Source organism: Micromonospora sp. NPDC023966, assembly GCF_040639095.1.
Classification (GTDB): domain Bacteria; phylum Actinomycetota; class Actinomycetes; order Mycobacteriales; family Micromonosporaceae; genus Micromonospora.
Genome location: NZ_JBEZZJ010000008.1, coordinates 140,980 through 154,044 on the forward strand (window position 1 = coordinate 140,980; position 13,065 = coordinate 154,044).

General features: G+C 72.5%; 13 protein-coding genes and 1 pseudogene. 8 read left to right on the top strand and 6 right to left on the bottom strand.

Annotated elements, in window-relative coordinates; genetic code table 11:
* The first annotated feature begins 20 nt into the window (after positions 1-20).
* Both AB0F68_RS14260 and AB0F68_RS14265 read left to right on the top strand, forming a co-directional pair.
* Complete coding sequence (locus tag AB0F68_RS14260) at positions 21-911, top strand: winged helix-turn-helix transcriptional regulator (RefSeq protein ID WP_357336822.1); 891 nt, start codon at positions 21-23, stop codon at positions 909-911.
* Between the two features lie 80 nt (positions 912-991).
* Positions 992-1,945 (top strand): D-2-hydroxyacid dehydrogenase family protein, encoded by a 954-nt coding sequence (locus tag AB0F68_RS14265; protein WP_357336825.1) that lies wholly within the window; start codon positions 992-994, stop codon positions 1,943-1,945.
* A 253-nt stretch (positions 1,946-2,198) separates the two neighbouring features.
* Here AB0F68_RS14265 and AB0F68_RS14270 read toward each other — a convergent pair whose 3' ends face one another.
* Entirely contained in the window at positions 2,199-3,176 is a 978-nt protein-coding gene (locus AB0F68_RS14270; protein ID WP_357336830.1) for an aldo/keto reductase, read from the bottom strand.
* Positions 3,177-3,300: 124 nt separating this feature from the next.
* Positions 3,301-4,194 (bottom strand): MBL fold metallo-hydrolase, encoded by an 894-nt coding sequence (locus AB0F68_RS14275; protein WP_357336832.1) that lies wholly within the window; start codon positions 4,192-4,194, stop codon positions 3,301-3,303.
* A gap of 109 nt (positions 4,195-4,303) precedes the next feature.
* Between AB0F68_RS14275 and AB0F68_RS14280 the strand changes: the two genes are divergently transcribed.
* From AB0F68_RS14280 to AB0F68_RS14305, 6 genes and pseudogenes are all read left to right on the top strand, one after another.
* Complete coding sequence (locus AB0F68_RS14280; RefSeq protein WP_357336837.1) at positions 4,304-4,729, top strand: MarR family transcriptional regulator; 426 nt, start codon at positions 4,304-4,306, stop codon at positions 4,727-4,729.
* Between the two features lie 200 nt (positions 4,730-4,929).
* Positions 4,930-5,184, top strand: a pseudogene (locus AB0F68_RS14285) (TetR family transcriptional regulator C-terminal domain-containing protein); the annotation flags it as partial.
* A 208-nt stretch (positions 5,185-5,392) separates the two neighbouring features.
* The gene (locus tag AB0F68_RS14290) at positions 5,393-6,727 is read left to right on the top strand and encodes a PHB depolymerase family esterase (RefSeq protein ID WP_357336840.1); all 1,335 of its coding nucleotides are present in this window, start codon (positions 5,393-5,395) and stop codon (positions 6,725-6,727) included.
* Positions 6,728-6,951: 224 nt separating this feature from the next.
* On the top strand, positions 6,952-9,537 hold the full coding sequence (locus AB0F68_RS14295; protein WP_357336842.1) for a discoidin domain-containing protein: 2,586 nt from the start codon (positions 6,952-6,954) through the stop codon (positions 9,535-9,537).
* Between the two features lie 113 nt (positions 9,538-9,650).
* Positions 9,651-9,773 (top strand): 50S ribosomal protein L36, encoded by a 123-nt coding sequence (locus AB0F68_RS14300; RefSeq protein WP_091265774.1) that lies wholly within the window; start codon positions 9,651-9,653, stop codon positions 9,771-9,773.
* 4 nt (positions 9,774-9,777) lie between these two features.
* A complete protein-coding gene (locus tag AB0F68_RS14305; protein WP_357336847.1) occupies positions 9,778-10,551 on the top strand; it encodes an SDR family oxidoreductase in 774 nt (257 codons plus the stop codon).
* Here the strand turns inward: AB0F68_RS14305 and AB0F68_RS14310 are convergent.
* The 4 genes from AB0F68_RS14310 to AB0F68_RS14325 all read right to left on the bottom strand — a co-directional run bounded on the left by AB0F68_RS14310 (position 10,511) and on the right by AB0F68_RS14325 (position 13,032).
* Positions 10,511-11,275 carry a glycosyltransferase family 2 protein gene (locus tag AB0F68_RS14310; protein WP_357336851.1) on the bottom strand — a complete coding sequence of 255 codons (765 nt, stop codon included), beginning with the start codon at positions 11,273-11,275 and terminating at the stop codon, positions 10,511-10,513. The genes AB0F68_RS14305 and AB0F68_RS14310 overlap by 41 nt on opposite strands.
* A 64-nt stretch (positions 11,276-11,339) precedes the next feature.
* Positions 11,340-12,008, bottom strand: coding sequence for an ElyC/SanA/YdcF family protein (locus AB0F68_RS14315; protein WP_357336853.1), 669 nt, complete (start codon positions 12,006-12,008; stop codon positions 11,340-11,342).
* Positions 12,009-12,034: 26 nt separating this feature from the next.
* Positions 12,035-12,319: a DUF4873 domain-containing protein gene (locus tag AB0F68_RS14320; RefSeq protein WP_357336855.1), complete on the bottom strand. Its 285-nt coding sequence runs from the start codon at positions 12,317-12,319 to the stop codon at positions 12,035-12,037.
* A complete protein-coding gene (locus AB0F68_RS14325; RefSeq protein WP_357336858.1) occupies positions 12,316-13,032 on the bottom strand; it encodes a TetR/AcrR family transcriptional regulator in 717 nt (238 codons plus the stop codon). Before AB0F68_RS14325 ends, AB0F68_RS14320 begins: the two co-directional genes overlap by 4 nt.
* Positions 13,033-13,065 lie beyond the last annotated feature (33 nt).

The window sequence follows — 13,065 nt, forward strand, 5'->3', positions numbered from 1 at the left end:
GGGCCCAGCGGGAGGTTGATGTGAGACGGGCGGACCTCGGCGACGCCGACTGCGGCATCGCGCAGGCGCTCGGCGTGCTGGGCGACTGGTGGACGGTGCTGATCGTGCGCGAGGTCGCCGGTGGGACCACCCGGTTCGACGCGTTGCAGCGCGAGCTGGGCGTCAGCCGGCGGGCCCTCACCGAGCGGCTCGGCGGGCTGGTCGCGCAGGGCGTGCTGCGCCGCGAGCCCTACTCGGCGCACCCGCCGCGCCACGATTACCTGCTCACCGCCAAGGGGGAGGCCCTGCTCCCGGTGCTGGTCGCGCTTCAGGACTGGGGCACCCGGCACGTGATGGGCGACGGCGCGCTGACCGCCACCGCCGACGCGGAATCGGCCGAGGCGCGCCGGGTGCACCGGCTGGTCGGCCGTCGCGTACCCCCGATGAACCTGCCCCGGCACGACGGCGGCGCGGAACCGCCGGCGGCGCCCGGGCGGTGGACCGTGCTCTACCTCTTCCCGGGGGCGTTCGCGCCGGATGCTCCGGGCCTCCCGCCGAGCTGGGGCGAGATTCCCGGGGCCGTCGGGTGCACGCTCGAATCGCGGACGTACGCCGACCGGCACCCGCTGTTCCGCGCCGCCGGGGCCGAGGTGCGCGGGGTGAGCACCCAGCGGCCCGACCAGCTCGCCGCCTTCGCCGCGCACGCCCGGTTGCCGTACCCGCTGCTCTCCGACGAGGACGGCCGGCTCGCCGCCGGGCTGCTGCTGCCCACCTTCCGGGCCGGCGGCGTGGCCCGGTTCAAGCGGCTCACCCTGCTGCTGGACCCGGAGGCGGTGGTGCGGGCCGTGCAGTTCCCGGTCACCGACCCGGCCGGCTCGGTCGACGAGATGCTCGCCGAGGTGCGCCGCCGCACCGCCGCCGCCGCGGCTTAGGCTCCCTTTCCTGCAGCCGAGCGTGACCCCAGCCCCGAAGTAGCGATGAGCTGGAGCCCGGGGCCGTACGATCATTTGTCATGTCAACTGATCTTCGCTGCGGCGTGCTGGACGACTACCAGGGGGTGGCACTCGGTTTGGCGGACTGGTCCCGGGTCCGGGCCACCAGCTTCCGCGAGCATTTCACCAGCAGCGACGAGCTCGTGGCGGCCATCCACGACTGCGAGATCGTGGTCGCCATGAGGGAGCGCACGCCGTTCCCCGCCGAGGTGTTCGACCGGCTGCCCCACCTGCGGCTGCTCGTCACCACCGGCATGAGCAACGCCGCCATCGACCTGTCGGCGGCGCGGGCGCACGGCGTCACGGTGTGCGGCACGGGCGGCGGCTGGACCTCGACGGTCGAGTTGACGTGGGCGCTGATCCTCGGCCTGGCCCGCCATCTGGTGCCCGAGTCGACCTCGCTGCGCACCGGCGGTCCCTGGCAGCACACCCTCGGTACCGACCTGCACGGACGTACCCTCGGGCTGCTCGGCCTGGGCAGGATCGGGTCGCAGGTGGCGGCGGTCGGGCGGGCGTTCGGCATGGACGTGGTGGCCTGGAGCCAGAACCTGACGCGCGAGCGGGCCGAGGAGGGCGGCGCGCGGCTGGCCCCCGGCCTGGACGCCCTGCTCGCCGGCTCCGACGTCGTTTCCGTTCACCTCGTGCTCGGCGACCGGACCCGCGGGCTCGTCGGCGCGCGGAAACTCGTCCTGATGAAGCCGACCGCCTACCTGGTCAACACCTCGCGGGCGGCGATCGTCGACCAGTCCGCCCTGGCGTCCGCGCTGCGCGAGGGGCGGATCGCGGGGGCCGGGCTGGACGTGTTCGACGAGGAGCCGCTGCCCGCCGGCCATGAGTTCCGTACGCTGCCGAACGTGCTGGCCACGCCGCACCTCGGCTATGTCAGCGAGCGGAACTATGCGACGTTCTTCCGGGACGCCGTGGATGACATCGGCGCCTTCCTCGACGGCAGCCCGATCCGCGTGCTGACCTGACTCACCCGAACCTGGTCCTGGTCGGGAAGGCTGTCTCCCAGCACCTGAAGGTCCTGGAAAACGCCGGGCCCGTGGTGCGCAGCGTGCAGGTGCAGTGGCGTATCTGCACGCTGCGCACCGAACCGCTCGACGAGGTGTTCGCCTGGCTCGACCGGCTAGGAACGTTGTCGGTCAGAGCTCCTGGGAGCGATGCCGCCCGTGCGCAAGCGGCAAGACCCTGTTCGCGAGTGTGCGGTCACAGCCGGGGCAGGGGTCAACGCTCCAGCAAGCGCATGCTGGCTTCGTCGTGGGTGTCGCCGACAGCGGGAGGAAGGTTGTCGAGCTTCTCGATCTGTTCGGCGGTCAGTTCCACGGCGTCGGCCGCAGTGTTCTCCTCGACGCGTGCCACGCGCTTGGTGCCGGGGATGGGGGCGATGTTGTCGCCTCGGGTCAGCAGCCAGGCCAGTGCGATCTGCGCCGGGGTGGTACCCGCTTCGGCGGCAACGGCTTGGACCTCGTCCGCGAGACGCAGGTTGCGCTGGAAGTTCTCGCCGGTGAAGCGCGGGTTGTTCTTACGCAGGTCGGTCTCGTCGAAGCCGCTGGTCGAGCGGATCTGCCCGGTGAGGAATCCGCGTCCCAGGGGCGAGTAGGGAACGAAGCCGATGTTCAGCTCGTTCAGCAGGGGCAGCACCTGTGCCTCCGGGTGCCGCGTCCACAGGGAGTACTCCGACTGGACGGCAGCGATGGGATGCACGGCGTGGGCGCGGCGGATCGTCTCCGGTCCGGCCTCGGACAGGCCGATGTGGCGGATCTTGCCCTCGGTGATCAGTTCGGCCAGTGTCCCGACGGTGTCCTCGATCGGCGTGTTCGGGTCGACTCGGTGCTGGTAGTACAGGTCGATGTAGTCGGTTCCCAGCCGCCTGAGCGAGCCTTCGACGGCGGTGCGGATGTTGGCCGGGCTGCTGTCGAGTTGTCCTGCCCCGCCGCCCGCATGCGAGATCATGCCGAACTTCGTCGCCACCACGGCCTGGTCGCGGCGGCCCTTCAGCGCCTTGCCGAGGAGTTCCTCGTTGATGTACGGGCCGTAGACCTCGGCGGTGTCGAGGAAAGTGACGCCCAGCTCCAGGGCCCGGTGGATGGTGCGGATCGACTCGGCGTCGTCCGTGCCGGCTCCGGTGTAGGCGTAGGACATCGAGACCAAGCCCAGACCGATACGGGAGACGTCCAGGTCCCCCAGCTTGATGTGCTTCATCACAGTTCTCCGTTTCTCTGTAATTTGTACGACTTGCTGCACTGCGAACGGCTCCGCCGCTCATCGCCGGCACTGTTGGCGATCACTCGCGCTGGGCCAGGGGCCGCGCCACCGGGTGGGACGGTCAGGCGACGGGGATCCAGGTGAACCGGCCGTCGGGGCGGCGCTCGGCGCGTCCGAAGACCACGTCGGCAAAGTGGCAGCCGTAGCCGATGGTGTCGGGGCGGCCCAGCTCCTGGACCAGGCGGCGGCGGTACTCGCCGGCTTCGGCGTGGTCGTGGTCGATCCCGCAGCCCCATTCGGGGTGGGTGACCTGGACCGGCGCGTGCATTGCGTCGCCGAACGCGATGAGCCGCCGGCCGCCACCGGTGATGGTGTAGGTGGTGTGGCCGACGGTGTGTCCGACCGAGAACGAGGCCTGCACCCCGGGGAAGATCTCCTCGCCGTCCTCCGCCGTACGGACGCGGGGTGCGAAGGCGGCCAGACGTTCCTCGGTCGCCCCGCCCTCGGCGGCCAGGTCGCGCCGCTCCCACTCGGGTGCCGCGACGAAGTGGGTGGCGTGCGCGAACGGCGGCGCGTCGGTGCCAGGCTCGTTGCTCCAGGCCCAGCCCAGGTGGTCGAGGTGCAGGTGGGTGATGGCGACGGCCTCGATCTGGCGCGGCTCGCGGCCCAGCCGCCGCAGGCCGTCCAGCAGCCCACCGCCGTAGATGCTTCCCAGCATCGGGTTGGCCGGGTCGTCGGGGTAGGACTCGGGTCCGAACCCGGTGTCGATGAGCAGCGCCCTGTCACCCCGCTCGACCAGCAGCCCGCCGATGGCTGCGGGCAGGAAGCCGCCGCTGTCGAGATGATCGCGGTTGGCCGCCCAGTCAGCGTCGGTGGCGGCGGGCAGCCAGCCGCGCGGCTTGCACAGAGCCAGCCCGTCCGGGACGTAGGTGATCTTCAGTTCACCCAGGCGGAGCGAACGAACGCGCGGTGCGCTGGTCAGCCGTAGGCGGTCGAAATCGGTCGTCGTGGCCATATGGTCCTACCCCGTGCTCGAGAAGGTGCCGCCGGGCGGCGGTGCCGACTGGAAGTTACAACTAGAACAGCTCTAGTTGCAACTATCCGAGCTGCAGTAGACTGATGCCATGGCCACCGAGCGCGAGACCCCAGCCCAAGGCGACCGCCAGCTGTGCGGGCTCGTCAAAGACCTGGCCAGTCACATCGAAGCCCACCTTCGGGTCCGGGCGGCCACCCTCGGCCTGACCGCCTCACAGGGCACCGCGCTGCGCGAGCTGACCAGCCCCATGACCCTGCGCGAACTCGCCGAGCGGATGAGCTGCGAGCCCTCCAACGTCACCTTCATCGCCGATCGCCTCGAAGAGCAGGGCTACCTCGAACGCCATCCACACCCCGGCGACCGCCGCGCCAAACAGCTCGTCCTGACCCCCAAGGGCACCGAACTGCGCGAACGCCTCCTCGAGTTGCTCTCCGAAGACTCCCCCCTGTCCCCTCTGGCCCCCGAAGAGCAGGACGCCCTGCAGCACCTCCTCACCCGCGCCCTCATCCGCTGACCCGCCACCTCGGCGTGCAGGGCCCGCAGGTTCGCCGGGGCCCCCAGCTTGTCGATGCGGAGACGTGCCAGCGGGGCTCGCCGCGGTGCACCAGCGGCTGAAACACGGACTACCCGCCGGTCCGGCCGGTCGCCACTCGGTGGCCAGCAGCGACCAGACCTCGATGTCGAGCCGCTCACCGAGGAAACTGGGACGGGGCCCTCGCCGACGAGGAGTTCGCCGCCGACCAGCGCCACCGCTACGACCGGTGGCGGGCCCGGCTGCGGTCGCACGTGGACGCCACGCTGCGCCGGGCGCCCGCCGGGCCGCACGCCGACCCCGGCGACCTGGCGGCCGCCTGCGCGGCCTTCGCGCACGGCCTGGTCGTCCAGGCGCTCTTCGACCCGGCCGCCTTCCCGGCACGCCGGCAGGTGGCGCTGCTCGACCGCTTCCTCGCCGACCCGTTCCCGGCCTGACCGGATCCGGGCCGGCACCCGGCCCGACCACTTCCGGAAGTTGTTGTCGCCCCCGCGGCCCGGCCCTAGACTCCGACTCGGACCGCAGTGATTCGCGGTCGTCGATCTCGTCTCCGAGGGTCCGGGCCGCCGTCGAAGGCGCCTCGCCGGCGAGCACGCCGCGGGCGTATCTGCCCTGCGCGGCGTCCCCACCACCTGAGGAGATCCCATGCTGCCCAAAAGGAGAAGGCGCAAACTGCTCGGTGCCGCCCTGGTCGCCGCCGGGCTGGCCGCCCTGGCGGCGATCACCGCCCCCGGCCCCGCCGCGGCCGCCGCGCTGACCGAGGTGACGAACTTCGGCGCCAACCCGAGCAACCTGCGGATGTACCTGTACGTCCCGGACACCGTCGCGGCCCGGCCCGGCCTGCTCGTGGTCAACCACTACTGCACCGGCAGCGGGCCGGCGATGTACTCCGGCACCCAGTTCGCCGCGCTCGCCGACCGGTACGGCTACCTTGTCGTCTACCCCTCGGTGACCCGGAGCAGCCAGTGCTTCGACGTCTCCTCGCCCCAGGCGCTGCGGCGCGACGGCGGCAGCGACCCGGTGGGCATCAAGTCGATGGTGGACCACGTGCGGCAGCACTACCCCGTCGACCCGAACCGGATCTTCGCGACCGGCGTCTCGTCGGGCGCCATGATGACCAACGTGCTGCTCGGGCTCTACCCGGACGTGTTCAGTGCTGGGGCGGCCTTCGCCGGGGTGCCGTTCGGCTGCTTCGCCACCACCAACGGCTCGGAGTGGAACAGCGAGTGCGCCAACGGCCAGGTGGTGAAGAGCCCGCAGCAGTGGGGCGACCTGGTCCGCAACGCCTACCCGGGGTACAGCGGGCGACGGCCCCGGATGCAGCTCTGGCACGGGACCAACGACGAGACCCTGCGCTACCCGAACTTCACCGAAGAGATCAAGCAGTGGACCAACGTGCACGGGTTGAGCCAGACGCCGGCTTACACCGACAGTCCGCAGTCGGGCTACACCCGCACCCGCTACGGCGGCACCGGCGGCACCGCCACGGTGGAGGCCATCAGCATGCAGGGCGTCTCGCACAACCTGCCGGTCGACGCCGCCCAGGCGGTGCGCTTCTTCGGCCTGGACAGCGCGACGCCGCCTACGAGCCCGCCGCCGACCGGCGCGCCGCCCACGACGCCATCGCCCAGCACGCCCCCGCCCAGCACGCCACCGCCGTCCGGCGGGTGCCGGGTCGTGTACGCGGTGAACGCCTGGAACACCGGGCTGACTGCGTCCGTCACGATCACCAACACCGCGGCCACGGCGGTCAACGGCTGGAGCCTCGCCTTCACCCTGCCCGCCGGGCAGACCGTCACCAGCGGCTGGAACGCCACCTACGCCCCGGCCAGCGGGGCGCTGACCGCCCGCAACGTCTCCTACAACGGGACCATCGCCCCTAACGGCTCGGTGGCCATCGGCTTCCAGGCCACCCACACCGGTAACACCGGCGAGCCCACCTCCTTCACCCTCAACGGCACTCCCTGCACGGTCGCCTGAGGCCGGGCGGCGGCCGCCGGGACCACCCCACCCGGCGGCCGCGCCTGTGCCGGCCCTTAGTTCCGGACTTTTCACAAGACGCGAAAAAAGCCTCGGCCAAGGCTTCGAGGAATTGACATGTGCCGCTGCCCGGCGGAAGGGTCCAGCGGGACGGGCGGGTGACCGCAACATGCCGGTAACCCGTTCGTCGTCCCGCTCCCCACCACCCCGCCACGGAGACGCCCATGTCACCCGTCCCGCCGCACTTCAGCCCACCCCGCCCGCCGCTGCGCCGGCTGCTCGCCGTGCTGGCCACACTCCTCGCCACGGTGGCGCTGGTGGCCCCGCCGTCCCCGGTCCGGGCGGCCGACCCGCTGCTCTCCCAGGGGCGGCCCACCACCGCCTCCTCGGTGGAGAACGCCGGCACCCCGGCCAGCAACGCCACCGACGGCAACACCGGCACCCGGTGGTCCAGCGCCTTCGGCGATCCCCAGTGGATCCAGGTGGACCTCGGCGCGACCGCCACCGTCTCCCGGGTCACCCTGGTCTGGGAGGCCGCCTACGCGCGGGCGTACCAGATCCAGACCTCGACCGACGGCGCCACCTGGACCACCGTCTTCAGCACCGCGGCCGGCGACGGGGGCACCGACGACCTCACGGTCACCGGCACCGGCCGCTACGTGCGGATGACCGGCACCGCCCGGGCCACCGCCTACGGCTACTCGCTGTGGGAGTTCCAGGTCTACGGCAGCACCGGCGGCGGCACCGGCTGCGACACCGCGACCAACGCGGCGCAAGGCCGGCCCGCCACCGCCTCGTCCACCGAGAACGCCGGCACCCCCGCCTCGGCGGCGGTGGACGGCAGCCCGACCACCCGCTGGGCCAGCGCGGCGAGCGATCCGCAGTGGCTCCAGGTCGACCTCGGCAGCGTCCGTACCCTCTGCCGGGTCGTGCTGAGCTGGGAGGCCGCCTACGGGCGGGCGTACCAGATCCAGACCTCGACCGACGGCGCCGCCTGGACCACCGTGTACGCCACCACCACCGGCGACGGCGGCACCGACACCCTGACCGTCAGCGGCTCCGGCCGCTACGTGCGGATGTACGGCACCGCGCGGGCCACCGGCTGGGGTTACTCGCTCTGGGAGCTCACCGTGAACACCGCCGGCGGCGGCACCATCCCGGGCGGCGGATCGCTCGGACCCAACGTGATCACCTTCGACCCGTCGATGTCGAGCGCGAGCATCCAGAGCCAGCTCGACGCGGTCTTCCGCACCCAGGAGTCGAACCAGTTCGGCACCCAGCGGTACGCGCTGATGTTCAAGCCGGGCGACTACTCCGGCATCAACGCGCAGATCGGCTTCTACACCTCGATCATGGGTCTCGGCCGGAACCCGGGCGACGTGCGGATCCACGGTGACGTCACCGTCGACGCCGGCTGGTTCAACGGCAACGCGACCCAGAACTTCTGGCGGTCGGCGTCGAACATGCAGGTGTTCCCCTCGGCCGGGTTCACCCGGTGGGCCGTCTCGCAGGCCGCGCCGTTCCGCCGGATGGACATCCAGGGCGACCTCAACCTGGCCCCGAACGGCTACGGCTGGGCCAGCGGCGGCTACATCGCGGACAGCCGGGTCACCGGCGTCGTCCAGCCGTACTCGCAGCAGCAGTGGTACACCCGGGACAGCAACGTCGGCGGCTACCTCAACGCCGTGTGGAACGTGACCAACTCCGGCGTGGTCGGTGCGCCGGCCACCAGCTTCCCCAACCCGGCGTACACCACCCTGGCGCAGACCCCGGTCAGCCGCGACATCCCCTACCTCTACCTCGACGGCAGCGGCAACTACCAGGTGTTCGTCCCGTCCACCCGGACCAACGCCAGCGGGGCGTCCTGGCTGGGCGGCGCGACGCCCGGCACCTCGGTGCCGCTGAGCCAGTTCTACGTCGCCAAGCCGGGCGACTCGGCCGCCACCATCAACGCGGCCCTGGCGCAGGGTCTGAACCTGCTCTTCACCCCCGGGATCTACCCGGTGAGCGAGACCATCAGGGTCGACCGCCCGGGCACCGTGGTGCTCGGCGTCGGCTACCCGACCCTGATCCCGCAGAACGGCGTCACCCCCATGACCGTCGCCGACGTCGACGGGGTCCGGCTGGCCGGGATGCTCTTCGACGCCGGCCCGACCAACTCGCCGGTGCTGCTCCAGGTCGGCACACCCGGCTCGTCCGCGAGCCACGCCGCCAACCCGACCTCCATCCAGGACGTCTTCTTCCGCATCGGCGGCGCCGGCGCGGGCAAGGCAACCACCAGCCTGGTGGTCAACCAGAACGACGCCCTGATCGACCACATCTGGGCCTGGCGCGGCGACCACGGCACCGGCATCGGCTGGACCGTGAACACCGCCGACACCGGCCTGATCGTCAACGGCAACAACGTCACCGCGCTCGGGCTCTTCGTCGAGCACTACCAGAAGCACGAGGTGATCTGGAACGGCAACAACGGGCGGACCATCTTCTTCCAGAACGAGTTGCCGTACGACCCGCCCAGCGCGTCGGCCTGGATGAACGGCTCGCGGGTCGGCTACGCCGCATTCAAGGTCGCCGACGCCGTCAGCACGTTCGAGGGCTGGGGGATGGGCAGCTACTGCTACTTCAACGTCGACCCGACCATCGCCGCGTACCATAGCTTCGAGGCGCCGATCAAGTCCGGGGTGCGGTTCCACAGCCTGCTCACCGTCTCGTTGGGCGGCAACGGGTCGATCACCCATGTCATCAACGACACCGGCGGCACGGCGCAGGGCACGGACACCGTGCCGGTGAACGTGGTCAGCTACCCCTGACCGGGTGGGGCGGCAGGTGGTCCCTCGCCTGCCGCCCCCTCCCCGGCGCATGACCCGCGTCCGCGCGGGTACGCGGCCTCCGAACGGGGAAGCAGCGGGAACGGAGGAACGGCATGAAGGTCCGAAGCTCCCTGCGCGCGCTGAAGCGCAAGGCCAACTCGATCGTGGTACGCCGCCGCGGCAAGGTGTTCGTGCTCAACAAGGCGGATCCCCGGCAGAAGGCGCGGCAGGGCTGACCGAGTGGCCGACATCCTCATCACCGGAGCCGGCAGCGGGTTCGGCCGGGGCGCCGCGCTCGGGCTGGCCCGGGCCGGCCACCACGTCATCGCCGGCGCCGAGATCTGGCCGCAGGTACGCGAGCTGCGCGCCGAGGCGGACCGCGCCGGGGTGACCCTCGAGGCGATCAAGCTCGACGTCACCGACCCGGCCGACCGGGCGTACGTTCGGCGCCACCGGGTGGACGTCCTGGTGCTCAACGCCGGTGTCCAGGAGGCGGGGGCGGTGGTCGAGATTCCGATGGACCGGGTCCGCCGGTCGTTCGAGGTGAACGTCTTCGGGCACCTGCATCTCGTCCAGGACCTGGTGCCGCCGATGCTGGAGCGGGGCGCGGGCAAGGTCGTCTGGGTGTCCTCCGCGGTCGGCATCCGCACCCGACCGTGGCTCGGCGTCTACGCCGCCACCAAGCACGCCATCGAGGCGCTGGCCTGGGCCATGAAGGGCGAGCTGGAGCCGCGCGGCGTCCGGGTCGCCGTGATCAACCCCGGCCCCTACCGCACCGGGTACAACGACACCGGAGCCGAGGCCATGTTCCAGTGGTGGGACTCCTCCACCGCGCTGCTGGACCGGCCCGACTTCGACGACTACCTGAAGAACCAGCGCGACCCGCAGGAGATGGTCGACGAGATGGTCCTGGTCATCCCCGCCGACCGGCATCCGTTCCGGACGGCCTACCCGCCGGAGGTCCGGCAACAGCTCAGGGAGTTCGAGTCGCAGGTCTGGGACGCGACGACGTGACCCCGGCCGGCGCGGCGTCGTCGGCGCGAGCATCCCGCGCGAGCCGCCGGGCGGCGGCGAAGCGGACCAGCGGCGCGTAGATTCGGGCCGAGTCGGCCAGCGAGGAGAAGTGCGACGAGGCGTTGCCGGCACCGTAGTGGGTGGCGATGGGGACCTGCTCGATCGGCCGTCCCTCCCGGGCCGCGTGGAGCAGCACGTTCATCTCGTACTCGAATCGCTCGCCGGGGACGGTCCGGAGCCAACCGAGCAGCCTCGCCGGGTACGCCCGTAGCCCGGTCTGGGTGTCCTGGACACGGCGGCCGGTGGCGATCCGGAACGCGGCCCGGGTCGCCGCGTTACCGAATCGGCTGCGCAGTGGCACCTCGCCGTCGAACCGGCGGACGCCCAGCGTCGGCGCGCCCGTGTCGCGCATCCGGTCGGCGACCCGCACCACGTCGGGAATCCGGTGCTGCCCGTCGGCGTCCACGCACACCACGTCATGTCCGGGGTGGTGGAGGGCGACGTATCGGAAGCCGGTCTTCAGCACGATCCCCTTGCCCCGGTTGACCCGCCGTTGAAGCACCGTGGCGCCGCGGTCGCGGGCTGCCGCGAGCACTTCGGCCGCGTCGGGGCCGCTGCCGTCGTCGACGACGACCACGTTCGCCGACGGCAGCGCGGCGGCCAGGTCGCCGACGAGCCGCGGCAGGCGGTCCCCGGGTCGGTACACCGGCACCAGCACGATCACGGAACCTCCCGGGGTGAGCCGTCGCCTGCCGGCCCCATTCGTCGCGGCCGATCGACGACCGTGCTTACCCGTGGCGCCGCCCGACGAATCCACTCCGGTCGGGGCGGAGCAGGCCGGCGACGCGCTCTGCCGCCCGGGCCAGGGCGTGTTCCCGGCGCAGCAGCGACTCCGGGCTGCGCAGCCCGAGGTAGCACAGTCGGCTCGCCGCCCGGGCCGCCCGCTCGTGGCCGGCGGGCACCGGGTCGGGTCCGGCCACCGGCACGTCCAGCAGCGCCGCGCCGGACAGCCCGAGCACCTTGCCGGCGAGGAACCGGATCCGGGGCAGGTGCCACGGGTGGGAGACCAGCCCGAGCGGCCGCGCCGGGGTGTAGGCCGACCCGGCGAGCAGTCCGTCCTGGACGGTGTGCGCGAGGTTCTGCAGGGTGGTCCGGGACCGGGTCTCGGCGTGCAGCCGCGCGTACCGGTCGAGGTCGGCGGCGCGGGCCAGGGCCAGCATCAGTTCGGCCTCCCGGCACCCGGCGGGCGGGCCCGGCGCGCCGGCGGGTCCGTGCGGCCAGCCGCCGGTGAACACCACCCGCGCCCCGGCGGCCCGCCGGAACTCGGCGGTGTGCGCGCGGACGTACCCGATGGCGGCCCGGGCCCGGGCGGTGCTCTCCGCGGTGAGCCGGTAGCCGTCGTCGTCGGCGACCACGCCGCGGCCGAACACCAGCAGCGCGGTGGCGGTCGGCGTCACCCGATCCACGGTACGCCGGCCGGCGGTCAGCCCTCGTCCGCGCCGGCCGGGCAGGACAGCCAGGGCGGCTCGCCCACGCCGGTGATCCGCACGCCGCCCCACGGATCGGCCTCGGCGAGCCGGCCCCGGGCGACCCGCTCGCCGACCCGCACCTCGACGTCGCGCCGGCCGGAGCGGAGCAGCCGCAGCATCCGGGGCTCCGGCTCGATCCGCCCGGCCCAGTGGTAGCGCCCGTCGACCGGCTCCCAGCGCCCGCTGGCGTGCAGGCGGACCGCGGTCCCGGCGATCTCCGCCGGCCCGTGCCAGCTCACCGCTCGATCCGCTCGTGCGCGCGGGTCAGCTCGTCGGTCAGGTCCGCGGCGCGCCGGACGCCCTCGATGCCGCTCCAGAGCAGCGTGGTCAGGTAGTCGGTGAGCGCGGCCCGGCGGATCGGCTGCCCGTGCGTGGCCCACCAGTCGCCGACCGCCTGCACGAAGCCGACCAGCCCGTACGCCCAGGGCTCGGCGGGACCGGCGTCGAGCCCGAGCGCGCGCAGCCGGTCGCCGATCACCCGGGCCAGGCCGGTGGCCACCTGCCGGCTGGTGCCGGCCACCACCTGATGGATGCCGGGATGCCCGGCCTCGTGCAGCAGGAACCGGTAGAGCGTCGGCTCCGATTCGATCACGCTCAGGTACGCGTCGATGGTCGCCTCCACCAGCGCGCGCTCCTCGCGGACCTGCTCGACGGCGGGGGCCACGGCGTCGACGACCCGGGCCGCCACCACCTCGCTGACGGCCAGCCAGAGCTGGGCCTTGTCGGCGAAGTAGCGGTAGAGCACCGGTTTGCTGACCCCGGCCGTGGCGGCCACCTGGTCCATGTCGACCGCGGGGCCGTGCCGCAGCAGCGCCTGCACGGCGGCCCCGATCAGCTCCTGCCGGCGCTGCTCGCGGTGATCGGCCCAGCGGTCCCGGCGGCCGGAGCGCGGGGGTGCGGGCGGCTCCGGCGGGGCGTCCGAGGCATTGACATCGGTGGAGGTGCGTCGCATGCTACCACTCGTAACAGTTACTCGAAGTTACGT